This window comes from Thermococcus gorgonarius (assembly GCF_002214385.1).
Classification (GTDB): Archaea; Methanobacteriota_B; Thermococci; order Thermococcales; family Thermococcaceae; genus Thermococcus; species Thermococcus gorgonarius.
Window position 1 is genome coordinate 260,323 of record NZ_CP014855.1, and the last position, 22,882, is coordinate 283,204.

Annotated in this window: 26 protein-coding genes, 1 tRNA gene and 1 riboswitch; of the genes, 17 read left to right on the forward strand and 10 right to left on the reverse strand. The window is 52.0% G+C overall.

Features of this window, described 5'->3' with window-relative positions:
• The first annotated feature begins 49 nt into the window (after positions 1-49).
• The 10 genes from A3K92_RS01515 to trmBL2 all read left to right on the forward strand — a co-directional run bounded on the left by A3K92_RS01515 (position 50) and on the right by trmBL2 (position 10,423).
• On the forward strand, positions 50-988 hold the full coding sequence (locus A3K92_RS01515; RefSeq protein ID WP_088884588.1) for an ABC transporter ATP-binding protein: 939 nt from the start codon (positions 50-52) through the stop codon (positions 986-988).
• Positions 985-1,812 (forward strand): ABC transporter permease, encoded by an 828-nt coding sequence (locus A3K92_RS01520; RefSeq protein WP_088884589.1) that lies wholly within the window; start codon positions 985-987, stop codon positions 1,810-1,812. Before A3K92_RS01515 ends, A3K92_RS01520 begins: the two co-directional genes overlap by 4 nt.
• 88 nt (positions 1,813-1,900) lie before the next feature.
• Positions 1,901-3,589: an acyl-CoA mutase large subunit family protein gene (locus A3K92_RS01525; RefSeq protein WP_088884590.1), complete on the forward strand. Its 1,689-nt coding sequence runs from the start codon at positions 1,901-1,903 to the stop codon at positions 3,587-3,589.
• 107 nt (positions 3,590-3,696) lie between these two features.
• On the forward strand, positions 3,697-3,852 hold the full coding sequence (locus A3K92_RS01530; RefSeq protein ID WP_010477181.1) for a 50S ribosomal protein L39e: 156 nt from the start codon (positions 3,697-3,699) through the stop codon (positions 3,850-3,852).
• A 10-nt stretch (positions 3,853-3,862) separates the two neighbouring features.
• On the forward strand, positions 3,863-4,135 hold the full coding sequence (locus A3K92_RS01535; protein WP_088884591.1) for a 50S ribosomal protein L31e: 273 nt from the start codon (positions 3,863-3,865) through the stop codon (positions 4,133-4,135).
• A 29-nt stretch (positions 4,136-4,164) separates the two neighbouring features.
• The gene (locus A3K92_RS01540) at positions 4,165-4,851 is read left to right on the forward strand and encodes a translation initiation factor IF-6 (protein WP_088884592.1); all 687 of its coding nucleotides are present in this window, start codon (positions 4,165-4,167) and stop codon (positions 4,849-4,851) included.
• 15 nt (positions 4,852-4,866) lie between these two features.
• Positions 4,867-5,100, forward strand: coding sequence for a 50S ribosomal protein L18Ae (gene rpl18a / locus A3K92_RS01545; RefSeq protein ID WP_088884593.1), 234 nt, complete (start codon positions 4,867-4,869; stop codon positions 5,098-5,100).
• A gap of 47 nt (positions 5,101-5,147) precedes the next feature.
• On the forward strand, positions 5,148-5,666 hold the full coding sequence (locus tag A3K92_RS01550) for an SWIM zinc finger family protein (RefSeq protein ID WP_088884594.1): 519 nt from the start codon (positions 5,148-5,150) through the stop codon (positions 5,664-5,666).
• A 14-nt stretch (positions 5,667-5,680) separates the two neighbouring features.
• Positions 5,681-9,352 (forward strand): reverse gyrase, encoded by a 3,672-nt coding sequence (rgy, locus tag A3K92_RS01555; RefSeq protein WP_088884595.1) that lies wholly within the window; start codon positions 5,681-5,683, stop codon positions 9,350-9,352.
• Positions 9,353-9,628: 276 nt separating this feature from the next.
• Positions 9,629-10,423 carry an HTH-type transcriptional regulator TrmBL2 gene (gene trmBL2 / locus A3K92_RS01560; protein WP_088884596.1) on the forward strand — a complete coding sequence of 265 codons (795 nt, stop codon included), beginning with the start codon at positions 9,629-9,631 and terminating at the stop codon, positions 10,421-10,423.
• A 65-nt stretch (positions 10,424-10,488) separates the two neighbouring features.
• On the opposite strand, the gene A3K92_RS01565 is transcribed toward trmBL2, so the two are convergent.
• The 3 genes from A3K92_RS01565 to A3K92_RS01575 are packed head-to-tail and all read right to left on the reverse strand — an operon-like array spanning position 10,489 to position 11,757.
• Entirely contained in the window at positions 10,489-10,701 is a 213-nt protein-coding gene (locus tag A3K92_RS01565; protein ID WP_088884597.1) for a DprA-like winged helix domain-containing protein, read from the reverse strand.
• Positions 10,702-10,703: 2 nt separating this feature from the next.
• Positions 10,704-11,021, reverse strand: a complete 318-nt coding sequence (locus A3K92_RS01570) for an Sjogren's syndrome/scleroderma autoantigen 1 family protein (protein ID WP_088884598.1) — start codon at positions 11,019-11,021, stop codon at positions 10,704-10,706.
• A 4-nt stretch (positions 11,022-11,025) separates the two neighbouring features.
• The gene (locus tag A3K92_RS01575; protein ID WP_088884599.1) at positions 11,026-11,757 is read right to left on the reverse strand and encodes an arginase family protein; all 732 of its coding nucleotides are present in this window, start codon (positions 11,755-11,757) and stop codon (positions 11,026-11,028) included.
• A gap of 89 nt (positions 11,758-11,846) precedes the next feature.
• A riboswitch (Fluoride riboswitch) is annotated at positions 11,847-11,922 on the forward strand.
• 23 nt (positions 11,923-11,945) lie between these two features.
• On the opposite strand from A3K92_RS01575, the gene A3K92_RS01580 reads away from it, so the two are divergent.
• Together A3K92_RS01580 and A3K92_RS09370 are read left to right on the forward strand one after the other, a co-directional pair.
• Entirely contained in the window at positions 11,946-12,812 is an 867-nt protein-coding gene (locus A3K92_RS01580; protein WP_088884600.1) for a prenyltransferase/squalene oxidase repeat-containing protein, read from the forward strand.
• A 179-nt stretch (positions 12,813-12,991) separates the two neighbouring features.
• A complete protein-coding gene (locus tag A3K92_RS09370) occupies positions 12,992-13,138 on the forward strand; it encodes a hypothetical protein (RefSeq protein WP_157722401.1) in 147 nt (48 codons plus the stop codon).
• Between the two features lie 3 nt (positions 13,139-13,141).
• On the opposite strand, the gene A3K92_RS01585 is transcribed toward A3K92_RS09370, so the two are convergent.
• Positions 13,142-13,432 (reverse strand): PRC-barrel domain-containing protein, encoded by a 291-nt coding sequence (locus tag A3K92_RS01585; RefSeq protein WP_088884601.1) that lies wholly within the window; start codon positions 13,430-13,432, stop codon positions 13,142-13,144.
• A gap of 109 nt (positions 13,433-13,541) precedes the next feature.
• Here A3K92_RS01585 and A3K92_RS01590 point away from each other — a divergent pair, with 109 nt between their 5' ends.
• Complete coding sequence (locus tag A3K92_RS01590) at positions 13,542-14,708, forward strand: hypothetical protein (RefSeq protein WP_088884602.1); 1,167 nt, start codon at positions 13,542-13,544, stop codon at positions 14,706-14,708.
• 168 nt (positions 14,709-14,876) lie between these two features.
• On the opposite strand, the gene gdhA is transcribed toward A3K92_RS01590, so the two are convergent.
• Positions 14,877-16,142, reverse strand: a complete 1,266-nt coding sequence (gene gdhA / locus A3K92_RS01595; RefSeq protein WP_088884603.1) for a glutamate dehydrogenase — start codon at positions 16,140-16,142, stop codon at positions 14,877-14,879.
• 333 nt (positions 16,143-16,475) lie between these two features.
• A tRNA-Thr gene (locus A3K92_RS01600) sits at positions 16,476-16,552 on the reverse strand.
• Between the two features lie 100 nt (positions 16,553-16,652).
• Here A3K92_RS01600 and A3K92_RS01605 point away from each other — a divergent pair.
• Positions 16,653-17,090, forward strand: coding sequence for a Tfx family DNA-binding protein (locus A3K92_RS01605; protein WP_088884604.1), 438 nt, complete (start codon positions 16,653-16,655; stop codon positions 17,088-17,090).
• On the opposite strand, the gene A3K92_RS01610 is transcribed toward A3K92_RS01605, so the two are convergent.
• Positions 17,052-17,726 carry a CidB/LrgB family autolysis modulator gene (locus tag A3K92_RS01610; RefSeq protein WP_088884605.1) on the reverse strand — a complete coding sequence of 225 codons (675 nt, stop codon included), beginning with the start codon at positions 17,724-17,726 and terminating at the stop codon, positions 17,052-17,054. The two genes, A3K92_RS01605 and A3K92_RS01610, sit on opposite strands and share 39 nt — an antisense overlap.
• A complete protein-coding gene (locus A3K92_RS01615; protein WP_088886004.1) occupies positions 17,723-18,070 on the reverse strand; it encodes a CidA/LrgA family protein in 348 nt (115 codons plus the stop codon). Before A3K92_RS01615 ends, A3K92_RS01610 begins: the two co-directional genes overlap by 4 nt.
• Before the next feature lie 80 nt (positions 18,071-18,150).
• On the opposite strand from A3K92_RS01615, the gene A3K92_RS01620 reads away from it, so the two are divergent.
• Positions 18,151-19,617 carry a DUF2139 domain-containing protein gene (locus A3K92_RS01620; RefSeq protein ID WP_088884606.1) on the forward strand — a complete coding sequence of 489 codons (1,467 nt, stop codon included), beginning with the start codon at positions 18,151-18,153 and terminating at the stop codon, positions 19,615-19,617.
• Positions 19,618-19,624: 7 nt separating this feature from the next.
• On the opposite strand, the gene A3K92_RS01625 is transcribed toward A3K92_RS01620, so the two are convergent.
• Both A3K92_RS01625 and tes read right to left on the reverse strand, forming a co-directional pair.
• On the reverse strand, positions 19,625-19,942 hold the full coding sequence (locus tag A3K92_RS01625) for a DUF3213 domain-containing protein (RefSeq protein ID WP_394335179.1): 318 nt from the start codon (positions 19,940-19,942) through the stop codon (positions 19,625-19,627).
• Positions 19,942-21,714, reverse strand: coding sequence for a tetraether lipid synthase Tes (gene tes / locus A3K92_RS01630; protein WP_088884608.1), 1,773 nt, complete (start codon positions 21,712-21,714; stop codon positions 19,942-19,944). The genes A3K92_RS01625 and tes overlap by 1 nt, the downstream gene beginning before the upstream one ends.
• A 164-nt stretch (positions 21,715-21,878) precedes the next feature.
• On the opposite strand from tes, the gene A3K92_RS01635 reads away from it, so the two are divergent.
• Positions 21,879-22,229, forward strand: a complete 351-nt coding sequence (locus tag A3K92_RS01635) for a hypothetical protein (protein WP_088884609.1) — start codon at positions 21,879-21,881, stop codon at positions 22,227-22,229.
• Between the two features lie 5 nt (positions 22,230-22,234).
• Positions 22,235-22,822 carry a type-4 uracil-DNA glycosylase gene (gene udg / locus A3K92_RS01640; protein WP_088884610.1) on the forward strand — a complete coding sequence of 196 codons (588 nt, stop codon included), beginning with the start codon at positions 22,235-22,237 and terminating at the stop codon, positions 22,820-22,822.
• Positions 22,823-22,882 lie beyond the last annotated feature (60 nt).

The following is a 22,882-nucleotide window of genomic DNA, read 5'->3' on the forward strand; positions in this document are numbered from 1 at the left end:
GCCCGAAACCCTTAATTACATCCGTTTCGATAGCACTCTGGGTGTTGAAATGGAGACCTACGTCATCGAGACCAGAGACCTCACCAAGTTCTTCGGCAAGAGGAACATCGTTTATCACCTGAATCTCAAGGTGCCTAAGGGCGTGGTCTACGGCTTCCTCGGGCCAAACGGAGCGGGAAAGACGACTACAATTAAGATGCTCACAGGTGCCCTTAAACCTACCTACGGCGAGATAAGGATTTTCGGCATGGAGATGCCGCACGAGAGGGTTGAGATAATGAGGAAAGTAGGCTACATGCCTGAAAAGCCTATAGCCTACGATGATATGACGATCTTCGAGTTTTTGACCTATATGGGGCGCCTCCTCGGGCTCAAAAAAGAAGAGGCCGTGAGGCAGGCCAGGGAGCTCATGGCCTACACTGGAGTCGGAAAGCTGGCCTTCCACAGGATAAAGGAGCTCTCCAGCGGGCAGAGGCAGAGGGCCATATTCGCGGCTTCCCTCCTCGGGGATCCAGAACTCCTCATTCTGGACGAGCCGACGAGCAACCTCGACCCGGTTGGAAGGATGGAGTTCATCGGGAAGGTTCTTGAACTGGCCAAGTCAGGAAAGACGATATTCATAAGCTCCCATATTGTTAGCGAGATAGAGCGAACCTGCAACTACGTTGGGCTCATAAAGGACGGCCAGCTCATCGAACAGGGCCGCGTGAGGGATCTAGTGAGCATGGAGAGCAACGACTACGACATTATGGTCTCAGACAACTCAAGGCTCATTGACTTCCTCAGGGACAAGATCTACGTCAGGGAGGTCTGGGAGGAGGAAGGCGTTGTCAGGGTCAGACTCGACGAGAGGTTCTCTGAGCGCTTTTTCCTCGAGGTTCCCCAGTTCATAGCCGGCGAAAAGCTGGCCCTCAAACTCTTCAAACCCCATACCAGCCCCCTTGAAAGGATCCTCATGAAGCGCTTCAATGTGGGGTGGAAGGAATGAACCTGAGAGTGAGGCTGAAAGCTGATAAACTGTTCCAGTCCCCGCTGTGGGTCGTCTTTTCCACTGAAATCACAAAGCTCCTCCGTTCGAGGAAGTTCAAGGTTCTTCTCGCTATAACCCTGTTCCCGGCGGTGATTTACCTCCTCAGTCCAAATCCAACCGGAAGCGGTCTGGAAGCTATGAAAAGGGCCTTTGAAGGCCTGATGCTCGACCTGCTTCCCAACTACTGGCTCGGGATAATAGGCCAGCTCATAGTCATAATCCTTATGAGCGACCTTCTTGCCGGTGAGATCGACAGGGGCACAATAAGGCTCCTAATAGCGAAGCCCCTCCGCCTCTCGGAGCTCGTGGCGGCCAAGTTCCTCGCGGGATTGGGCACTTTGGTACTCCTGTTTGGCATCCCCTACGTGGTGATCTGGCTCTACAATCCCGTCGTTTACGGAGTAGGAGTTAGTGGGCTCTGGGAAGGCTTCAGTGATCTCCTCTACGTCCTCGGTGTGACACTTCTTCTGATGGCCAGCATAGGGGCCCTCTCGATGCTCCTGTCAGTGGTTATAAGCCGCCCCCTCTACGCTTCCCTCGCGACCTTTGGCCTCATCTTCCTGCTCCAGTTCCTCATACCTCAGATTCCTTACATCAGCAACCCCGAGAGCTACACCCTCGGCTACAGGGCGGTTCTCCTCCTCAAGGGGGGATTCCACGAGGTTGACCTGTCAGGATTCCAGGGAAGTCCGGAATACACCGCCATCTTTTTCCTGTCTTCGACAGTCCTCCTGTTGGTACTAACGTGGGCCGCCCTCGAAAGGAGGGAGTTCCCCGACTGATGGACTTTTTATCCAATGCAAAGGAAGAGCTTGAGCTATGTAAAAGGTTTTTATACTCCGATGCCCAAGTAGGGGCAGGTGATCGGAAATGACCTTCGATAAGGATAAGCTCGCCAAGATCCGCGAGGAGGAGAAGCGCTGGGAGGAAACCACCGTCACAAAGTTTCTCCAGAAGGCCCCGGAGAGAAAGGAGAAGTTCATGACCGATGACGGCTTCGAGATTAAGAGGCTCTACACTCCCGCTGACCTCGGCGAGGACTGGGACTACCTCGAAAAGCTTGGCTTTCCGGGGGAATACCCGTTCACGCGCGGTGTTTACGCGACGATGTACCGCGGCCGCTTCTGGACGATGAGGCAGTACGCCGGCTACGCGACCGCTGAAGAGAGCAACAAGCGCTACAAGTACCTTCTCGAGCAGGGACAGACGGGTTTGAGCGTCGCCTTCGATTTGCCGACCCAGCTCGGCTACGACAGCGACCACCCGATGGCAGAGGGTGAAGTCGGTAAGGTCGGAGTTGCCATTGATTCCCTCTGGGATATGGAGATACTCTTCGATGGGATTCCGCTCGACAAGGTCTCCACAAGTATGACGATAAACTCCACCGCCGCAAACCTTCTCGCAATGTACATCCTCGTTGCGGAAAAGCAGGGCGTTAGCCAGGACAAGCTCCGCGGAACGGTCCAGAACGACATCCTCAAGGAGTACATCGCGAGGGGAACCTACATATTCCCGCCCCAGCCGAGCATGCGTCTTACAACCGACATCATAATGTACTGCGCTGAGAACATCCCGAAGTGGAACTCGATAAGCATAAGCGGTTACCACATCCGCGAAGCTGGAGCAAACGCCGTCCAGGAAGTTGCCTTCACCCTCGCCGACGGTATAGAGTACGTTAAGGCCGTCATCGAGAGGGGTATGGACGTCGACAAGTTCGCCCCGAGGCTGAGCTTCTTCTTCAACGCCCACAACAACTTCCTTGAGGAGATTGCCAAGTTCAGAGCGGCGAGAAGGCTCTGGGCCTACATCATGAAGGAGTGGTTCAACGCCAAGGACCCGCGCTCCATGATGCTCCGCTTCCACACTCAAACAGCAGGTTCAACCCTTACCGCCCAGCAGCCCGAGAACAACATCGTTAGGGTCGCGATTCAGGCTTTGGCTGCCGTCCTCGGAGGAACCCAGAGTTTGCACACCAACAGCTACGACGAGGCCCTCTCGCTCCCGACAGAGAAGAGCGTCAGGATAGCCCTTAGGACCCAGCAGATAATAGCCTACGAGAGCGGTGTCGTTGATACCGTTGACCCGCTCGGAGGAAGCTACTACATCGAGTGGCTCACCGACCACATCTACGAAGAGGCCCTCAAGTACATCGAGAAGATTCAGAAGATGGGCGGAATGATGAGGGCCATTGAGCGCGGTTACGTCCAGAAGGAGATAGCCGATGCCGCCTACAAGTACCAGAAGGAAATAGAGGAAGGGAAGAGAATTATTGTCGGCGTGAACAAGTTCCAGACGGATGAGCCGATAGAGGTCGAGATACTTAAGGTTGACCCGAGCATAAGGGACAAGCAGATCGAGAGACTCAAGAAGCTGAGGAGCGAGCGCGACAACAAGAAGGTCGAAGAGGCCCTGGATAAGCTCAGGAAGGCGGCCGAAACAGAGGACGAGAACCTCATGCCCTACATCATCGAGGCCCACAGGCACCTCGCGACCCTCGGTGAGGTCACCGACGTCCTGAGGGAGATATGGGGCGAATACAGGGCACCGCTGATATTCTGATCCTTTCCTATTTGTTCCACTTTTTGGGTTTTGAGGTTCTACAAAAAAGCTTAAAAACGGGTGGCTGAAGGAAGGTTAGGCATTCACGATTATTCGGAGGTGTGGTCATGGCGAGGAACAAGCCACTTGCAAAGAAGCTTAGACTTGCGAAGGCAGCAAAGCAGAACAGGCGCGTTCCGGTTTGGGTTATCGTTAAGACCAACAGAAAGGTTATGACTCACCCGAAGAGGAGGCACTGGAGAAGAACCAAGCTTAAGGAGTGAGGTGATCTAAATGCCGATAAAGCCCGGTGAAGAGGTCATATTCGTTGTCCCCCTCAAGAAGATAAAGAAGCGCGTTCCACGCTGGAAGAGGGCACCGAGGGCTGCTCGCTTCCTCCGCGAGTGGATAGCGAGGCACGCCAAGGCCGACGAGGTTGTTATTGGTACCGACGTCAACGAGAAGATCTGGGAGCGCGGCGCTGAGAAGCCGCCCAACAAGCTTCGTGTCAAGGTCGTCGTCGAGGAGAGCGAAGGCAAGAGGATTGCCAAGGTCTCCCTCGCCTGAATCCTTTACTTTTGCCGCGAGGGATAATTATGCACATAGAGAGGCTTGATTTTGAGAACTCCCCATATCTCGGTGTTTACGGCGTTGCTACCGATAGGGTAGTCCTGGTTAGGGAAGGCCTTGGTGAGAAGAAGCTCAACGTTCTTCGGGAAGTCCTTAAAGTTCCGGTAGTTGAGACGAGCGTTATGAAGTCGCGCATAGTAGGTATATTCTCCGCCGGCAACTCGAACGCTATACTAGTCCCGTGGTACGTATGGGATGCTGAATTGGAGCACATAAAGAATTCCTTTAGGGAAAACGGAGTTGACACCGAAATAGTTCCCTTTAAGAGCACGCTGACGGCACTTGGGAACCTAATCTTGGCAAACGACAGGGCTGCTCTGGTCAGCTCAAAGTTCACCAGGGAAGAGGCGAAAGAGATCGGAGATATCCTCGGTGTAGAGGTCGAGAGGGGAATGATAGCTGACTATCACGCCGTCGGTAGTGCCGGTGTTGTTACAAATAAAGGCGGTCTGGTTCATCCTGAAGCTACAGATGAGGAACTTGAATGGCTTAGGGACCTCTTCGGGGTTGACATATACGTTGGCACTGCCAACATGGGCGTTCCGTTCGTCGGCTCGTGCATGCTGGCCAATTCCAATGGCGTTGTTGTCGGCCACTTGACCACTGGACCCGAGATAGTGAAAATTGAAGAAGCTTTGGGATTCCTTGACTGATGGGAGGTGTGAAGAATGGAGGTTAAGGTCTTCCGCGTTAAGGGTACCTTCGAAAGACTCGGAAAGAAGCAGCCCTTCACTAAGGAGTACAGGGCTTTGAAGGAGGAGCACGTTAAGGAGCTTGTTTACTCCGAGATAGGAAGCAAGCACAGGGTTCCCAGAACTAAGATCTGGATAGAGAGCATTGAGGAGATCAGTCCCGAAGAAGCAGAGGACATGGTAGTTAGAAGGCTCAGCCTTGAACTCTGACGGCAAGTTTTTTAACCTCTGATTTTTTACAATTATAAGTGGTTACCATGGGCGGGGAGGCTCTCTATTTTTCCGGCGGAGTCACTTGGGTTGTAAAGACCCCCAGTGCGGTCTATGGGGAAGTTCTGGATGATTATGCTTATCGGGTAAAAATCGACCTCTCCACGGGTTCCTCTTTTTGCACGTGTCCAAAGGGTGGTTCTTGCGAACACGTAGATGCCGTGAAGATCGCCCTTGAGAGAGGATTCTACTTCGAATGTAACACTAACGTCTTTCCCGAAGCATGCGCGCTTTCAATGATGGAGGAGGTACCTGCTCTCGCGCTTGAGTATTCTATTAAAATGCTTAGATATGAGCTTCAGACGGATGAGAGTGGTAGTAAGTCCGCTTACTTTTTCATGCTTTCCATGGACCTCGAAAGAAAGCTTAGAGACCCAAGAAAATTGCCCATTCTCCAGGAGTTGCTTGATGAATACACCCGTCTGTTTCCAGATTATCCGCTTACAGAAAGGCTTAAATCCGAGTTCAAGCGTTTAAAAAGTGAGTTAATAAAAGCCCGGGAGTAACGGGGAGGATGGACATGAAGGCGATCTATCGGGGAATGTGCCCGAACTGTGAAGGTAGAATATCCGACGATAGGCTTGTGATGAAAAATCCCTGTAAGGAGTGTCTTGACGAACCCGTTCACGCTGATTCCTATTTTCAACTCGTTTCCGCCGTTCGAAACGCCCTCAAACTCAGGGGGACCCTGAAAGAGTGGGAGAGGATATACCAGCTTGAAAGCAATACAAGAGAGATCGAGGAGTTATTCAATAAGGCGACGGGCTTCACCTTCTGGAGTGCTCAGAGGACTTGGGTGAAGAGGCTTCTCAAGGGAAGGAGCTTTTCGATAATAGCCCCTACCGGTATGGGTAAGAGCACCTTTGGGGCTTTCATGAGCCTCTGGCACGCGAAAAGAGGGAAGAAGAGCTATATAATCGTCCCGACAACGCCCCTCGTCATTCAGACGGTCAAGAAGATAGAAGCGATGCGCGAGAGGCTCGGGCTAAACGTTAAGCTCGCCTACTACCACGGCAATCTTAGGAAAAAGGAAAAAGAGGAAATGCTTGCCCTCATAGATTCGGGAGAGTACGACATCCTCGTAACGAGTGCCCAGTGGCTGGCCAGAAACTTCGAGGACAAGCTGAAGGGGAGGCACTTTGACTTCATCTTTGTTGATGACGTCGACGCTTTTCTGAAGGCGAGCAAGAACATAGATCGCTCCCTTTATCTGCTCGGTTTCAACGAGGAGACCATCCAGAAGGCCTGGGAGATAGTGAGGCTTAAGAAGGGCATGGCCCGCTACCTCAATGGGAACTCAGAGGACAAAAACGAGAAGCTCAAGGAGCTAAACGAGCAGATAGAGAAAATCCAGAGGGAGATCGAGTCCTACAAGAGGAAGAATAGGATAGGCGTCATGATAATAGCCTCGGCCACAGGTAGTGCCAGGGGAGACAGGATAAAGCTCTACCGCGAGCTGCTGGGCTTTGAGGTCGGGAGCGGAAGGAGCGCTCTCAGGAACGTAGTTGACAGCTATCTTAAGCCGACCAAGGACGTCAAGGAACACGTGGCAGATCTGTTGGAAAGGATCGGCAGAGGCGGGCTGATTTTTGTTCCCATCGACCAGGGCCTTAGCTACGCCGAAGAACTCGTGAATTACCTCCGCGAGCGCGGTTTTAAGGTGGAACTCGCGAGCTCAAAGAACAAGAAAGCCGTTGAGAGGTTTGAAAACGGCGAGGCTGAATACCTCGTCGGCGTCGCTACCTACTACGGCTCAATCGTTAGGGGCCTCGATTTACCCCATCTAATACGCTACGCCGTCTTCACCGGCGTACCCAAGTTCCGCTTTTCAATAGACCTTGAGAGGCCGACAATCTACAGAGCTCTGGGCCTGCTCAGCGAGGTCATGGACTTTCTGAGTGACGAGGACAGGAGAACCGCCGAGAAGCTATACTCAAGGCTGAGGCGGCTCATAAGGAACATACCTCAGTTTGAACTTCTGAAGATAGAGGAGGCCCTTGCCGAGGGCCTGCCAATAGAGAATGAGTTCCACAACCATGTATTGGGCGTTTTCCGCGAGCTGGTCGAGTTTCTGAGAAGGGTTCTTCACGACAAGGAAGTTCTGAAAAAGCTTGCCGAAGACCCCTTCGTCAGTCTGACGGAGGAAGAGGGCAAGTGGTTCATCGAGATACCCGACGTTAGGACATACATTCAGGCAACTGGAAGGACGAGCAGGCTCTTCGCGGGCGGAATAACCAAGGGTTTGAGCGTTCTCCTTGTTGATAACGAGAAGGTCTTCAACGGCTTAGTGAGGCAGATGCGCTGGCGCTTCACGGAGTTCAAGATGGTGCCCTTCGAGGAGCTGGATCTCGATGAGGTTCTCAGACAAATCGATGAGGACAGGGAGAAAGTTAAACTCGTAATGGAGGGCAAGATAAGCGCCAGGGTCAAGGACCTCGTTAAGTCCTCGCTCATGATAGTCGAGAGCCCCAACAAGGCAAGAACCATAGCAAACTTCTTCGGCCAGCCGAGCAAGACGAGGATAGGCGATCTGGTTGCGTATGAGGTGAGCATAGGGAACAGAATGCTGACGATTTTGGCTAGTGGAGGACATATGTTCGACCTTGTGACGAACGAAGGCTATCACGGCGTTCTGATTGAGAAAAAAGATGATATTATGAAGTTTATTCCGGTCTACGACACCATAAAGCGCTGCCGCGACTGCGGACATCAGTTCGTTGACTGGGAGAAAAAAGGCGTCTGTCCGCGCTGTGGTTCCACAAACGTGCGTGATGCCCTGGAGAACGTAGTTGCGATGCGCGAGCTGGCGCAGGAAGTTGATGAGATTCTCATCGCGACCGACCCGGATACCGAGGGTGAGAAAATAGCATGGGACATAAGGAACGTGCTGAGCCCATACACACCGAACATCAAGAGGACGGAGTTCCATGAGGTTACGAGGCCGGCCATACTGAAGGCAATCGAAGAAGCAAGGGACGTAAACGAGAACCGCGTTGAGGCCCAGATAGTAAGAAGAATAGAGGACAGATGGATAGGCTTTGAGCTGAGTCAGGAACTCCAGCGCGTCTTTGAAAACAGGAACCTCTCCGCTGGAAGGGTTCAGACGCCCGTTTTAGGCTGGATAATTGAGAGGTATAAAGAGTTCAGTGAGAGCGAGACTTACTTCCTCGGCTTAACCCTTGAGAACGGCCTCCAGGTGACGGTTGAGATAGGCAAGGATGGACAGGATGTCGAGCCTCCCGAGTACGTCACGGTTGAGGAGGTTCAGCTTGAGGAGAGAGAGCTCAACCCCTCTCCACCGTACACTACCGATGCAATGTTGAAAGACGCCTCGACGTTCCTGAAGCTTTCAGCGCCGGAGACGATGAGACTAGCTCAGGATCTCTTTGAAATGGGTCTGATAACCTACCACAGAACGGACTCAACCCACGTCAGCAACACCGGAATAGAGATAGCGAAGGAGTACATAACCCAGGAGATAGGCGAGGAGTACTTCAAGCCAAGGCCGTGGGGCGAAGAGGGAACCCACGAGGCGATAAGGCCGACGAGGCCAATAGATACAGGAAGGCTGATGCAGCTCATTCGCGATGGAATAATCCAGCTCCCGAGGAATCTGACGAGGAACCACTACCGCTTGTATGACATGATATTCAGGAAGTTCATGACGAGCCAGATGAAGTCAGCAAAAATACTCTACGAGAGGGCCGTCATAAACGCTGGGGTTGAAAAGGCCGAGGTTGAAGGCTACGTTGAAATCATCGAGGACGGCTGGACGAAGCTCAGGAGCCCACCGCTCAGGCAGATACCGAGGCTTGAAAAAGGTGCGAGACTGAAGGTCGTCGAGGCCAAGAAGTGGAAGGCTCCCAAGGTTTCACTCTACAGCCAAGGTGACATAATAGCCCTGATGAAGGAGAGGAAGATAGGAAGGCCTTCAACGTACGCCAAGATAGTTGAGACCCTTCTCAGGAGAGGCTACGTCGTAGAGACCAAGGGCAGGAAGAAGCTTGTACCTACTGAGAAGGGCATAAAGGTCTACCACTACCTCGTCAGCAAATACCGCGACCTCGTCAGCGAGGAAAGGACGAGGGAGCTTGAGGAGATAATGGACAGGATAGAAGAGGGCAAAGAGGATTACCAGGAAGTCCTCAACGGGCTCTACTCGGAGATAACGGAATTTATAGGCAAAGCTTGAGCTTGACTATTAGGACATCAACTATTAGGACATCATTTTGTTTTTCTCCTTACTCTTTGTTTCCGATATCCGGATACTCAGCTTTTGGGACTGCGCCAAGATTTTAAATATCAGGCCGGTAGTAACTAGCTTGCATGGTCGTGCATTCCTTGTAGGATTTTCGAAAGTTATTCACATTATGTCTTGTCCATGAACTGATTCAACATAATATGGGAGGAAAAAATTTATATGGTCTAAAATCGATATCCCATTGACAGATACATGGTGGTGGTAAAGATGGTGCAGGAGAGAATGGTAGAGCTTCTTCAGGAGCACTTTGAGTTGAACCTCTACGAGGCAAGGGCGTACGTGGCCCTCGTTGGGTTTGGCGTACTCACCCCCGCCGAGCTGGCAAGTGTATCAGAGGTTCCTGCCCCGAGAACCTATGATGTCCTCAGGAGCCTTGAGAAGAAGGGCTTTGCCATAAGCCAGCCCGGCAAGGTCAACAAGTACAGGCCCGTTCACCCCCAGAACATCCTCGAAAAGTTCATTGAGGAGTGGCAGGAGCGCGTTAAGGAGGAGCTTGAAGCCAAGAAGAAAGCGAAGGAAGAACTCCTCGAGCTAATGACTCCCCTTATCGAGACAGAAATTCCAAAGTACGGTGTTGAAAGGGTCTGGGTAGTCCGTGGGATAAGGAATGCCACTCTCAAGACGAGGGAGATGTTTGAGGAGGTTAAGGAGAAGATACTCCTAGCTGACAACGGCTACATCGCAGTTAACCTGGAGAATGAGATAATTTCTGCGGTCGACAAGGGCGTTAAGGCAAAGATCATAGTGGCGGAGAACCTCCTTCCGAGGCTCAGAGGATCAAAACTCCTTGAGTACGCCAAGAACGGAAAGCTTGAGCTGAGAACTCTGGACAAGTTCGATCTGCCAATGCTCATCTGTGACGATGAGGTCTTCTTCGCCCTCGAGGACATGGCGGCAAGGTACTTCAACTACGAGACCCAGGTCTGGATCAGGGACTTCAGGGTCAGGGCTCTCTTTGAGACTAAGTTCAACGAGTACTGGGAAAAGGCTAAGAAAGTCTGATTGCCCCTTCTTAACTTTTTTAAAATTTTGCTTCAAACGCAAAACGGATTTGAAAGTAAAAGGTTTCAAACATATTTAAACTCCTCTTCCAGTTCGTCCTTCTCCTTAATCTTCCAGTAGATTTTCCCATCTTTCTCAAAGCTTTTGACTTTTCCCTGTTCAGCAAAGCGAAGTAAGTACCTCCTCACTTCCATGGCGGGGAGGCCTGTCTTCTCAGATATTTCTTCAACGGGTAGGGGCCCATCTTTTAGAGCCTCAAGAACCCTTCTGTTCTTCATCCTCAACCCTCCAGTTCTTTGTACTTTTTCAGGACATCTATTATTTTCTCCATAACCCTTAAGTATTTCTCCATCTCCTCCGGATCACTCGGAAGGGAATTTGTTACCTCCACGAGTTTCTTCATGAGGATTCCTTTTACGTCATCTATCTTCTCCTTCTGTTTCTTTGCCCTGTACTCACATACGGGGCAGAAAACTCTCCCATCCTTCTCAAAGAGGGGTGAACCACATTTTGGACAGTGTCTGTCGAGCATCTTTGCCCCCGAGAGCATTAAGGGCATTATCACGTTTTTGATCTCCTCTTCCGTTGGTCCCCTCAAGTAATCACCCCCTCAGCGCTGAGAAGACTTCGATTAATGCTTTCTTGCCAGCTCTAGATCGCTTTATCCTGTCTGAAATCTCGGTAATGTCGAAACTCAGAACTTTGAATTTTTCTTTGATCCCTTCGAGTATATCCAAAAGCTGGTCAAGCGTTAGTTCCCCGTGCTGAAACCTTGCAATCCGGTATTCCGGTCTCAGTACGTCCAAGTCTACGGTTATATAGACCTCTTTTCCCAAGTATCTTTTTACATCCTCGAGTACTTCCTCAACGTCGTGGTTCGTAAGGTTTAGATAGCTTTTCCAGCCCCGGTTAGACCTCCGGGTTCTGGGGAGCGCGGGATATATTCTTACCCTCCTCGTCCACAGCTTTGTCCTTTTGCTGGTTGGTATCATAAGCACGGGTCCGGTTACAGCCGCCCGGTGGACCTTTCTCTCCTCTAGGGCATATGCCAGCCAAGAACCATGATCCAAGTAGTCGTGGAGAAGATCCGTATGGGCATCGAGGCTTATTAATGAAGCCGGCCTAAGCTTTTCGAGGATGGCGTAGGTAACGAGATGTTCGCCCGTGATGTAGCAACAGTCGGGGTTTATTTTTCCGGCTATGGTCTCCAACTTGTTTCCTTCTACAGTTTTAACTTCGGACTCTTCCACCAGCCCCTCTCGAATTAAAAGCTTGGCAGCATATTCTACGCCTTCCCTATTTGGCCTTTCGCCAAAAGGTATAAACGTGACCATATATCATCCACCGTTTCTTCTTCCCCGGAGGATTTTTAAATATGCCAGTGGCTTTATGGTTGAGGTAAACTTTTAAATCCCGACTGGATATCCCAACGGGCGATGGCGTCCGCCCGGGGCTTCGAGCCCGAACCGCCCGCAAGGGCTGATGACGCCTGTTCTCCGCTAAAAAATTTGGAGGCGGTAGAATGGGCTCGAAGCTAGACCTGCTCGGACGATACGTTGATGTTAACTCTGCACTCAAGTATATTGAGGAAAGGAGGCACGAGGACGGTGGCTACTGCTTCGTGAGCGTCCTTAATGACACCAATGTGAACGACACCTACTACGCCGTCAAGACCTACGAACTGCTCGGACTGGAAGTCCCGGAGAAGGAAAAGACAATCGAGTTTCTTGAGAAGGCCATCCAGCCCCAGACAGCCGTTGTTGCGATAGCCATGGCCCTCGAAAGCCTTGCAATACTTGGAGCTAAGGACATCGCCAAGGGGCACCTTGACATTGTTTACACCAAGTACAATCCCGTGGAAGGCAAGTTCGCCGTCGGTCTCGGCGGGAGCGAAGAGTTTGGAACGGCGACACCGCTTGAAGCTACGTACTGGGTCGTCAAAGCGTTCAGGGCCATCGGGCATGACTTTTCAAAGGAGGAAAGGGATGTGATAAGGGCTTTCGTCATGAAGTTTAGGAAGGGGAACGGCTACGGCGTGAAGCAGGCGACAACAACGATGACCTATCAGGCTCTTTACACCCTCTACGCCCTCGGCTACAGGCCCCCTAAAAGCCCACACTTCAGGAACTGCGAGCTATGCGGTGACTGGGGAGGCTTTACGGAGGTTCCCTACAGCCTGCCACCTTACCTTGAGCCGACCTTCTACGCCACTAGAGGTCTTGAGCTCCAGGGAGAAAGGCCAACCTGCCCGAGGAGACATATCTGGTTCATACGCCAGCTCCAGAATTCTAATGGAGGTTTCAGGCGTTCTTTGGAGCTCGGCATCTCAAACTTCCAGAACACCTACAGGGCTCTGGCTGTCGTGGACTCGATGAGCAGGTTCGTGTGAGCCATGGACTTCGTCGGAGTAAGGCTCTCTGAGGCACTCCTAGCCGGGGATTGCCCAGTCCGCAGGGTGATGGAGAAGTTCGAGGAGAGGGCCAGAAGGGCAAGGAGTTCATGCTGAACCTCAGGAGGGAGCTGAGCCTTGAAGAACAGGGGGCTCTGAGAGAGGCTCGGTAGTGGGAGATGAAGATAACAGTCTGGGCAATACAGCCTTCCGGGATGCTTGCCGAGAACCGCAGGCTCAGAAGGGAGCTGGGTTTACCCTCTAAAGAGCACCCCGACGTTGAGGAAAGGATACGATACTACCTCAATTTTGGAAAGAAGGGATGAGGGTCATGCAGTTTTTCTCCGTATTCCCCTCAGTTTGGACTTTACTGCCAGCTTCTTGGAGTCTATGATTATTACTTCCCCGACGCTTCTAACAGCGCTCACGGGAATCAGAAGAAGCCCCTCGTGATCTACCACGAAATCGCTCTTGTCGAGGTCTTCATCCGGCTCTGCCACAATAACCAGTAATTCACCACTTTTTTCGTCGAAGCTAAGGTCGTAAACCCATCCGAGCCTTACCCCGGTGTCGGTTATCAGCTCAACGTCCCTGAGCTTTGAGGCAAGTATTCTCACCATTTTATTCACCCCTGCTTTTTGTAGCCTGATGTAGTTGTTGGCACCATTGTATAAAACTTTTCCGGCAACGTTATTAAGGAGAGTTATGTTAAGGGAGTAGGTGGTTGGTATGGAGAGGGAAGTTATCCTGTTAACTGGCCCTCCGCTCAACGGGAGGGATGAGTACATAACTCAAGCTTTGACAGGCGTGGATGATAAGGAGTACAATTACTACCATGTTTTTGACTACATCAAAGAGGTCGGAAAGGAGAGGGGCGTCAAAATAACAAGAAAGAACGTTTTAGACTTTGCCATAAGCCATCAGGATATAATGAACGAGATTCGGGATGAGGCCTTCGAGAGAATCAGGCGAGAAATAGACAAAAGCAACAAGAGGTTTCACCTTGTTTCGACTCCGAGTCTCTTCAGGTGGGGAAGTGGCAGCGTCATTGGTTTTACCCTCAGCAACCTCAAGCTTTTGAAACCCGACAGGGTTATCATAGTTCTTGATGATGTCCTCTCCGTTAGGAGGAGGATAATCAACGATCCCGAATGGTTTGAACGCTTTGGAATGGATCCCGACAACATAAAGCTTACAACTTTGGTAATGTGGCGTGAAGATGCCATAAACCACGTCAAAACTCTCGTCCACGAGCTTAAGAAAGAGGGAATCAACGTCCGCTACATCCTTCAGTTCGGCATAAGGCATCCCCCCGAGGTTTTTCTGGATCTGATATTCCGTGAAAAGGAAAAGCCGCTCGTTTACCTCAGCTATCCCATGACCGGTCACGAGGAGGAGTACTACTACCGCGTTAGAGACTTCTACAACAAGCTGAGCCAGCACTTTACGGTTCTTGATCCCGGAGCCTTGGACGACTGGTGGGTTGTTGCTGAATACGATAACCAGGTCAATCGGAACCCAGAGATCAAAAAGATTCGGATAAAGCACCTGCTCGATGGTGATGTCGTTGAGGAGCTTGACAGAGAAGACATAGAACAGGCCACGGACATCCTCAGAAGACAGCTGGTTGAGAGGGATTTTAACCTGGTGAACGTCAGCAAGGCAATAGCTGTTTATCACTACGCAGAAGGCGTTTCCGCAGGAGTAATCAGTGAAATGGCTGAAGCTTACAGAACGTTTGCGGCGATATACCTCTACTATCCCTTCAAGAGGCGGCCGAGTCCTTTCATGGAGTTTTACGGTATGCAGAACCCGTCGAGGAGGACGATGTTCAAGGATGAGGACGAGATGATAAGGGCGATGGTAGAAGAGAAAGAATACTGGACAAAGGCCTGACCGTTCTGGCTATCCGCTACGGTTACTTTAAAAGCTTCAAAAGTAGCGGATAACATTCCTCAATCTAACTTCCATCGGGGAGCTTTCGGACAGTAACTTCTCACGTCTTCAGGGCTTCCGCAACTAAAATAAAACTCAGTCAAAATTTTAAACAGAAAAGAGAGAAAATCACTTCTTGACCCATCCGCGGTGCTTCATGGCCTCGTAGACCCTGCCAACGGCGACGACGTAGGCAGCGTCACGCATGTGGATGTTCTTCTCCTTGTGGGTGTTAAAGACGTCCCAGAAGGCCTTGGTCATCTTGTCGTCGAGCCTCTTCCTGGTCTCTTCAACCGTCCAGTAGTAGCCGTTGATGTTCTGGACCCACTCGAAGTAGCTGACGGTAACACCACCGGCGTTACAGAGGAAGTCCGGAATCTGGAGGATACCCTTCTCGTAGAGTATCTCGTCGGCCTCGGGTGTAACAGGTCCGTTGGCAACCTCGGCAACGATCTTGGCCTTGACGTTGTCGGCGTTCTTTTCGGTGATGACCTCCTCTATTGCCGCGGGAGCAAGGATGTCCACCTCAAGCTCGAGGAGCTCCTCGTTGGTTATCGGCTGGGTTCCGGGCATGTCTTTGACTGAGCCGTGCTCCTTCTTCCACTTGAGAACCTCGTCAGCCGGCGGGAGCCCGTCGGGGTTGTAGATACCACCCTTGCTGTCGCTGACCGCGACGACCTTCATGCCGTACTCCTCACTCATTATCTTGTGGAGGTAATAACCTGCGTTACCGTAGCCCTGTATGGCTATGGTCTTGCCCTTGAGGTCGTCCCAGCCGAGGGCCTTGGCGGCCTCTCTGATGGTGAACGCCGCACCACGGGCGGTTGCGTCCATTCTGGCGACGATACCACCGACTCCGGGCGGCTTGCCTGTGATAACACCAAAGGCTGGGCCTTTGCGCCTCATTATGGTCTCGTACTCGTCCATCATCCAAGCCATGATCTTCGGGTTGGTGTAAACGTCAGGGGCTGGAATGTCGGTCCATGGACCGATGACGTCGTAAACGGCCCTTATGTATGAGCGGGCAAGCCTCTCCTGCTCCCTCTCGGAGAGCTTCTTCGGGTCAACGATGATACCACCCTTACCTCCACCGTAGGGGAGGTCAACGACTGCAACCTTCCAGGTCATCCATGTTGCCAAAGCCTTAACGGTGCTGAGGGTCTCGGCCGGGTGCCAGCGAATGCCACCCTTGGTCGGACCGCGGGCCCAATTGTGCTGAACGCGGAAACCAGTGAAAACCTTGACAGAACCGTCGTCCATCTCGACGGGAACGCTAACCTCAACAATCCTCATGGGCCTCTTGAGCCATTCAAGGGCCTCTTCACTTATGTCCATGAACTGGGCAGCCCTCTCAAGCTGCTGAACTGCCATCTCAAAGGGGTCAATCTCGACCATTCTTACCACCTCAAATTTCGGTAATCTGCGAGGTTACCTTAGGCGTTTGCATATATAAACCTTTCGATAAACGGGCAGGAAAACGGTCTGTTTAAAACAAAAAGTGAATTACTGAAATTTTCTGGAAAAAGAACCTTTCTCGTTAAATATTCGGCCAAAAGAAGTGATGTGCATCGAGAATTTTTTATACATTAAAGCTCATAGTGGGGCATTGAAGTAGTTAAATGGAAAAGTGCCGTCCTCAGCGAGAAGTCGGTCATCACCCTTCAGCTCACTCTCGTTTCAATCATCGGACAAGAATGGTAGAGTCTATCGGGTTAAAATAGTTTTGGCTGGAGCCCCGGGCGGGATTTGAACCCGCGACCTGCGGATTACAAGTCCGCCGCCCCGCCAGGCTAGGCTACCGGGGCACCGGCTCTAGAAGGAGATAATAGCATATAAATTTTTCGACGTCATCTACGTCAAAAAAGTTTTTAATAATCTTTGAATTGTTAAACTATGGTGTTCAAGATGAAAACTTTCTTAACGGAACAGCAGATTCGGATCCTTCGTCTCCGCGCGAAGGGCCTGAAGCAGAGTGAGATTGCCGAGATGCTGGGTACGAGCAGGGCAAACGTGAGCATCCTCGAGAGACGGGCACTTGAGAAGATAGAAAAGGCCCGAAATACGCTATTGCTCTGGGAGCAGATTAACTCGAAGATAAGCCTCGAAGTCAAAGCCGGTGAGGACATCTTCACCGTACCGGAAAAGCTGTTTAAGAAGGCCGACGAGCTCGGGGTTAAGGTCCCCTACAGCACTGCCGAGATAATAGCTTTCCTCGTGGAGCACGCTCCCGTCGAGGACAGGCTCGCCAAAAGGGACTTCACGCTCTTCCTCGACGCCAGAGACCGGCTTAGGATAAGCGAGTGCTTACTTGAGGACTTCGATGAGGTAGGGAAGAAGGAGTGAGGTGAAGACCCCGTTTAGGGCCATGGCTAAACCACTCACCGCTCCCGCCAGTTCATCATCGAGGATTATTCTGGCTGTGCCAAGGCCGTGCGAGGTAACGCCCATCGCAAGCCCCTTTGCTATTCTGTCCCTAACCCCTGCCGCGTTCAGGAGTTCAACTCCGACCGCGTTGCCTAGTATCCCCGTCAGAATGACCAAAACCGCTGTTAGCGCCGGGATTCCGCCTATCTTCTCACTTATCCCTATCGCTATCGCCGTGGTCACGCTCTTCGGGGCCATGCTGAGGAGGACTTCCTCCGTTCCGCCGAAGAGCTCCGCGGTGTAGAAGGCGCTCAGAATCGCAACCATTCCGCCGATGACTATCCCAGCGGTTATCTCGCGCGCGTAGGCTTTTATCGTCTCCCTACCCTTGTAGACGGGAACCGCGAGACTCACCACTGCTGGCCCAAGGAGGAACTTGAGTATAGCCGCGCTCTCCATGTAGGACTCGTATGAGTATCCACCCGCCCACAGAAGAACCGCTATCGTGGTTATCGAGAGCAGAACGGGGTTTGTGTAGAAGGCCCTTTTCCTTTGGTGAACCTCTGAGAAAGCATAGAAGACCACTAATGTGAGCGCTATTCCGTAGGGGTTCATTCCTTCCCACCCCTCAGCAACTCGACGATCTTCGCGGTGACGAGGAGTGTTATCAGGAAGCTGATTATCAGCGCACCGAAGACCGGAACCGCCTGGCTCTTCAGCAGGCCGATATATGTGATTATCCCAACCCCTGGCGGCACGAACATGATGCTCATATTCCTCACGAATAGCTCGGCATCGTTCTCCACCCAGTCGAGCTTCACCGCGCCGCCGAGCAGGGCGGCGAGTAGGTAGAGCATCCCCAGCACGCTTCCAGGAATGGGAAGGTCCAAGGCCGAGCTCGTGAACTCGCCCAGTGCGTAGAAGCCGAAGATTATCGCCAGTCCGCGGTAGGGCTTCATGATTCCAATTATGACCTTGAAGTATAAAAGCTTCCCGAAAGGGCAATAAACCCCAAGCACGTAACACCAGCGGTGATATCATGTTCCTTAGAAACTACCTCTTTCCCGGCAGATACGGCCCCGAATGGGGCAGTGGGGGAATATTCGGGCTGAGGTACCACAACGGGACGCTTTACTTTACCCTCGCCTTCGAGGCGGAGGCTCACTTCATCGACGTTAGTAGCGGTGAAGAGAAGACCTACGACTTCACGCTCCTCGGTGAGGCCCCAACGAGCGGCGGCGACACCTACAACGCGGTCGAGACGGTTGACGAGTTCATTTACTTCGGCGGCTGGGTTCACGCCCCGGCCGTTTACAGGGAAGACCGGAGGATACTCTTCAACAACAAGTATTCCCACGTTCACGCCTACGACACCGAAGAAGGCTCGGTAAAGCTCCTATGGAAGGACTCCATCCACCACGAGACCGACTGGGCCGGTGAGGTGAGCGATATAATCTACGACCCCTACGGCGATAGACTTTTGCTCGCGAGGGAGGACGGCCACGCGAACCTCGGCGTTTACTCCCTCGACAGAAAAACCGGGAGGGCCGAGGCCCTAATCCACGAGCCGTCTCCAAAGGGAACCAGGGTGCACGATACCGCCTTCTTCGGAATCGGGAACAACTTCACGGAAGGGCTGAGGGAGTTCATGGCGCTGGATTTAATAAGCGGAAAGTGGGAAACCTTCAAACCCGGTGAAAGCGCCGATGGAAGGCCCTACATACGGCCGGAGCTCGGGGCTATGAGTTCAGCCTACAACCGCGCTTTCGCCTTTGTCCGCGGTGGAATCCTCGCCGGAAACCCGTTCATGGGTGAGGAGTTCAGCTTTTACCGCCTCTTCGACTTCTACACCTTCTACGCGCCCTTCAGGGTGAACGCTATCAACGTCGGCGGGGGAATTTTAACGGCATTCAACGCCCACCACGACGCAGTTTACAGGCCGGATTCAAACGATTCTGGAATCGGCTGGACAAGCACGAACACGATAGCTGGCCCGAGCGTTCTGGTTTACATCGCTCCCCCTATGGTCAAGATAGTCGGAGCCTTTGGGGCGAGGGTTACCAGCATCGAGAAGATGGGCGGGAAGCTTCTTGTTGCCACTAACAGCGCACCAAACACCGGCGCTAGGGAGGCGACGCCCTTCGACACCGGCAACAGGGACATCGTGATTCTCGACGAGAAGATACTTCAGGAAAGGCCCCCCGCGGTGAGCTTCTCCCTACCGCTGGCACTGCCGAGCATGGCGAAAGAGCTTGGCGCCGGAACCTTCGGTGGCTTTCCCCTCGACGGCTACCGCGATCCGAGAGCCCTCTTCTACCTCAGCGGGGACAACAGACTGACCGTTTACGAGTACGACCTCTCGCTTCCAGCGGGAGAAGCGACGGTTGAAACCTTCGAACTCAAGGCGGGCAAAAACATCCTCGACCTTAGTTCCTTCAGCGGGATAGTGAGCTTCGAGCTTGAAAAACTAGAGAAGAAGGGAAAGGTAAGGGTGGAGCTCCGCTGAGCTCTCTTTATGATTCCATTTTTCCAAAGATGTTGTTCCATGAATAGCTGGACTCTATGAGCTCGCTCACTGTGAGTTCCTTTTCCTCCACTATTACTGGCTCAAGCTCATGGAGGACCTCCATGATTTTCTCTCGGGAGATGGTTTCCTCGTCAAAGACAACGAAACCGTTCTTGGCGTAGCCGTTGAGGAATATCCTCCAGACGCCGAGTTCTTTCTCAAGCTCGTACTGCTTTATCGTGGCCTTCTCCCAGTTGATGTTCCCGAACTTGAAGTTGAGTCTCGTGAGCTTTTTGTTGAAGACCCTCTCCGTCGTCATCTTCATCACCCCTTGTTCAGGCCGAAGTAGTCCTCGATGTCGATGTAGGTCTTCCTGTAGAGCTCGCTGTTCCTCATCTTTTCAACGAACTCCTTGCTCCTGAAGTACTTGTCCTTCTTGTAGTCCCAGTCCGGGTGAAGGGCCTTCCACTCGTCCCAGGTGTAGCTGAACTGAGCTTGGACCTTGTCGCGGTAAAGCTCCGGAATCACGTTGAAGGTACAGAACGGGACGATTCTTCCGTCGGGCATCGCGTAGTGGATGACACAGCGCTCAACCCTCTCAACGTCGTAGTTGTACTCGTCCATGAAGTGCATCATGCCCACGAAGAGCGCGTTCTCGTGGAACTTTCCAAGGGCATCGTAGTTGCCGTGCATGAACGCGTTCTTTATGAGGTCTAGGACGCTGATGCCCTTCGGGGCGTACTTGTCGTCGTAGAAGCTCTTGAACTTCATGAATATCTCTGCACCAAGTTTGAGCTTCCTGAGCTTGCCCATGGTCTTCCACTGCTCTATCTCCTCTGCCTTGCTCTCAAGGTACTCAACGAAGCCCTCAACGTCTATGAACCTCGGGATTGGAACGACGCGCTTGTTCTCCCGGTCGAGGAAGACGTAGGTTGCCGCACCGCATCCAAAGTGGCTGGTCATGTAGTATCTGCTTCCTGTGAAGGCCTCAAAGAACCTGGCTATATGGCCTGCTATCGGAATCGGGTACCAGTCTTCCTTCGCGATGGCACCGTTGGTCTGCTCCTCAATCCTCTTGATGGCGCCGGGTATTGTTATCCTAAAGCGCTGGCGCTCCTTCTTCGGAACCCTTCCGACCTGGGAAATCGGCTGGAAGTTCACACCGCGGACGATGTCGAGGTGGTTGAGGCCGAAGTTGATTATGGCCCCAAGTTCGTGGTCGTTGACGTTCCTTATGGTCGTCGGCACGAGAACTATTCCAGGTCCGCCGGCCTTCCTCACGTTCTCAAAGATGAGCGGGATTTCCCAGTGGTTCTTCCAGTTTGTCTGCGGGGTCATTCCGTCGTAGCTCAGGTAGAGGGTGTTGGTTCCGGCCTCGCGTATCTTCTTGACGAGTTCCGGATCAAAGGCAAGCTTTATACCGTCGGTGTTGAGCTGAACGTGGTCGTAGCCTTCCTCCTTGGCGATTTTGATTATCTCGATGAGATCCTCCCTAAGGGTGGGTTCACCGCCCGTGAACTGGACAGCGTTAGCACCTATCGGGTGCTCCTTCTTGGCATTTCTGAGCATCATGCGTATCTGCTCAAGCGTTGGCTCGTATATCGGCTGGCCCTCTCTGGCGTAGAAGAAGCAGTACCAGCAGCTCAGGTTGCAGCGGTTGGTGAGGACGATGTTAAGTAAACTTGTATGTGAGCGGTGCCTCGGGCAGAGACCGCAGTCCAGGGGACAGTTAACACCCGTGTTTTCAACGTTTGCACTGAAGAGTTCTTTCTCCGGCCAGAGCCACTTCTTAAAGCGGTAGTACATCTCAACGTCTTCATAATAGAGATCAGTTATCATTCCCTCCGGGCACTTCTTGGTTATCCATACCTTGCCATCCTTTTCCCACACAAGGGCAGGGACGACTCTCCTCGTCTCAGGGCAGAGCGAGTACGTCCTGTGGGGAAGATCACCGCCATAGGCCCTGCTGGCTTTCTTGAGAAGTGCGTGGAATTCCTCCTCGCTTATCTCAGGGAACTCCACTATATCCCTGACTCTCTTAGTTGATTCCGCAAACTCTTTTTCGCCACTGGGGATTTCACCAAGATTTTCAGCCATGTCTATCACCCGTTTCAACAACTTATACTTCTGGTTGTGGTTCCATCCAGAAGTATAAAAGCTTTTGCGTAAATATGAAGATTTTCCTTCATAGGTATGGGGCAAAGTGAGAAATCTGCAGGTTAAGGTTAAAAGGGAACCAGAAAAGTATTGCCGGTGGTTGAATGCCGGCCAGGGACATGAGAATGGAGATGTTCGTGAGGGCCATAATGAGGAGGGACCTAACTAAGGCAAAGAACCACATGGAGAAACTTATCAAGATGGTTGGAAGCGACGACTGGGGAAAAGGCTACTCTAGGGCCGTTGAGGGAATAATGAACGCAATAAAGGACAACGACACCGACTCGTTAATAGTCCAACTCCTCAACAGCCATGATAGGGTAAAGGCAAAAGAGCTCTTGGAACTTTACTCTGAGATGGCAACCCAAGACTTTAGGGATGAATACGAGAAGGGCTACTACACCGCCTGGAGTGAATTTCTTAAAGCGTATCTCGGCCAGAGGACGTTAACGTGATGCATATGGGTAAAGAAGAACTAATGAAAAAACTTGAGGAAAAGATCAGAAACTGTCAGAAATGCCCACTGGGTCAGCTCAGAACCAATGCAGTCCCCGGTTCTGGAAGCTACGACGCCAAAGTGATGTTTGTCGGGGAAGCACCGGGCTACTGGGAGGACCAAAAGGGGCTTCCTTTCGTCGGCAGGGCAGGAAAGGTGCTCGACGAGCTTTTGGCTGAGATTGGGCTTACCAGAGAGGAAGTTTACATAACCAATATCGTCAAGTGCCGCCCACCAAACAACCGAGACCCGACGGAGGAAGAAATTAAAGCCTGCTCGCCCTACCTCGACATGCAGATAGACATAATCCGGCCGAAGGTCATCGTTCCGCTTGGCAGGCATTCGATGAACTACATCCTGAGAAAGTTCGGATTTGAGCCAGAGCCGATAAGCAAGATCCACGGAAAGACCTTTGAAGCCTACACGCTCTTCGGGAAAGTCATCATTATGCCGACCTACCACCCGGCTGCAGCCCTTTACAAGCCGCCGATAAGGGAGGAGCTCAGAAAGGACTTCATGAAGCTTAAGGAACTTATAGACTCTTCTCCATGAATCTCCCTTCACGTTTCAATTACTTTTTCGGATGTGTGGAAAAACATCTGGCGTTTTTAA

Bases quoted from the DNA above. Each gene is read 5' to 3' on its own strand.
- rpl18a (WP_088884593.1), top strand. From the start codon at position 4,867: ATGGAGGTTAAGGTCTTCCGCGTTAAGGGTACCTTCGAAAGACTCGGA.
- A3K92_RS01575 (WP_088884599.1), bottom strand. From the start codon at position 11,757: ATGGTCACGTTTATACCTTTTGGCGAAAGGCCAAATAGGGAAGGCGTA.
- A3K92_RS01625 (WP_394335179.1), bottom strand. From the start codon at position 19,942: ATGAAGATGACGACGGAGAGGGTCTTCAACAAAAAGCTCACGAGACTC.
- trmBL2 (WP_088884596.1), top strand. From the start codon at position 9,629: ATGGTGCAGGAGAGAATGGTAGAGCTTCTTCAGGAGCACTTTGAGTTG.
- A3K92_RS01580 (WP_088884600.1), top strand. From the start codon at position 11,946: ATGGGCTCGAAGCTAGACCTGCTCGGACGATACGTTGATGTTAACTCT.
- A3K92_RS01525 (WP_088884590.1), top strand. From the start codon at position 1,901: ATGACCTTCGATAAGGATAAGCTCGCCAAGATCCGCGAGGAGGAGAAG.
- A3K92_RS01610 (WP_088884605.1), bottom strand. From the start codon at position 17,726: ATGAACCCCTACGGAATAGCGCTCACATTAGTGGTCTTCTATGCTTTC.
- A3K92_RS01515 (WP_088884588.1), top strand. From the start codon at position 50: ATGGAGACCTACGTCATCGAGACCAGAGACCTCACCAAGTTCTTCGGC.
- A3K92_RS01605 (WP_088884604.1), top strand. From the start codon at position 16,653: ATGAAAACTTTCTTAACGGAACAGCAGATTCGGATCCTTCGTCTCCGC.
- A3K92_RS01615 (WP_088886004.1), bottom strand. From the start codon at position 18,070: ATGAAGCCCTACCGCGGACTGGCGATAATCTTCGGCTTCTACGCACTG.
- A3K92_RS01565 (WP_088884597.1), bottom strand. From the start codon at position 10,701: ATGAAGAACAGAAGGGTTCTTGAGGCTCTAAAAGATGGGCCCCTACCC.
- A3K92_RS01520 (WP_088884589.1), top strand. From the start codon at position 985: ATGAACCTGAGAGTGAGGCTGAAAGCTGATAAACTGTTCCAGTCCCCG.
- A3K92_RS01620 (WP_088884606.1), top strand. From the start codon at position 18,151: ATGTTCCTTAGAAACTACCTCTTTCCCGGCAGATACGGCCCCGAATGG.
- A3K92_RS01550 (WP_088884594.1), top strand. From the start codon at position 5,148: ATGGGCGGGGAGGCTCTCTATTTTTCCGGCGGAGTCACTTGGGTTGTA.
- rgy (WP_088884595.1), top strand. From the start codon at position 5,681: ATGAAGGCGATCTATCGGGGAATGTGCCCGAACTGTGAAGGTAGAATA.
- A3K92_RS01590 (WP_088884602.1), top strand. From the start codon at position 13,542: ATGGAGAGGGAAGTTATCCTGTTAACTGGCCCTCCGCTCAACGGGAGG.
- gdhA (WP_088884603.1), bottom strand. From the start codon at position 16,142: ATGGTCGAGATTGACCCCTTTGAGATGGCAGTTCAGCAGCTTGAGAGG.
- A3K92_RS01540 (WP_088884592.1), top strand. From the start codon at position 4,165: ATGCACATAGAGAGGCTTGATTTTGAGAACTCCCCATATCTCGGTGTT.
- A3K92_RS01535 (WP_088884591.1), top strand. From the start codon at position 3,863: ATGCCGATAAAGCCCGGTGAAGAGGTCATATTCGTTGTCCCCCTCAAG.
- A3K92_RS01635 (WP_088884609.1), top strand. From the start codon at position 21,879: ATGCCGGCCAGGGACATGAGAATGGAGATGTTCGTGAGGGCCATAATG.
- A3K92_RS01585 (WP_088884601.1), bottom strand. From the start codon at position 13,432: ATGGTGAGAATACTTGCCTCAAAGCTCAGGGACGTTGAGCTGATAACC.
- tes (WP_088884608.1), bottom strand. From the start codon at position 21,714: ATGGCTGAAAATCTTGGTGAAATCCCCAGTGGCGAAAAAGAGTTTGCG.
- udg (WP_088884610.1), top strand. From the start codon at position 22,235: ATGGGTAAAGAAGAACTAATGAAAAAACTTGAGGAAAAGATCAGAAAC.
- A3K92_RS01530 (WP_010477181.1), top strand. From the start codon at position 3,697: ATGGCGAGGAACAAGCCACTTGCAAAGAAGCTTAGACTTGCGAAGGCA.
- A3K92_RS09370 (WP_157722401.1), top strand. From the start codon at position 12,992: ATGAAGATAACAGTCTGGGCAATACAGCCTTCCGGGATGCTTGCCGAG.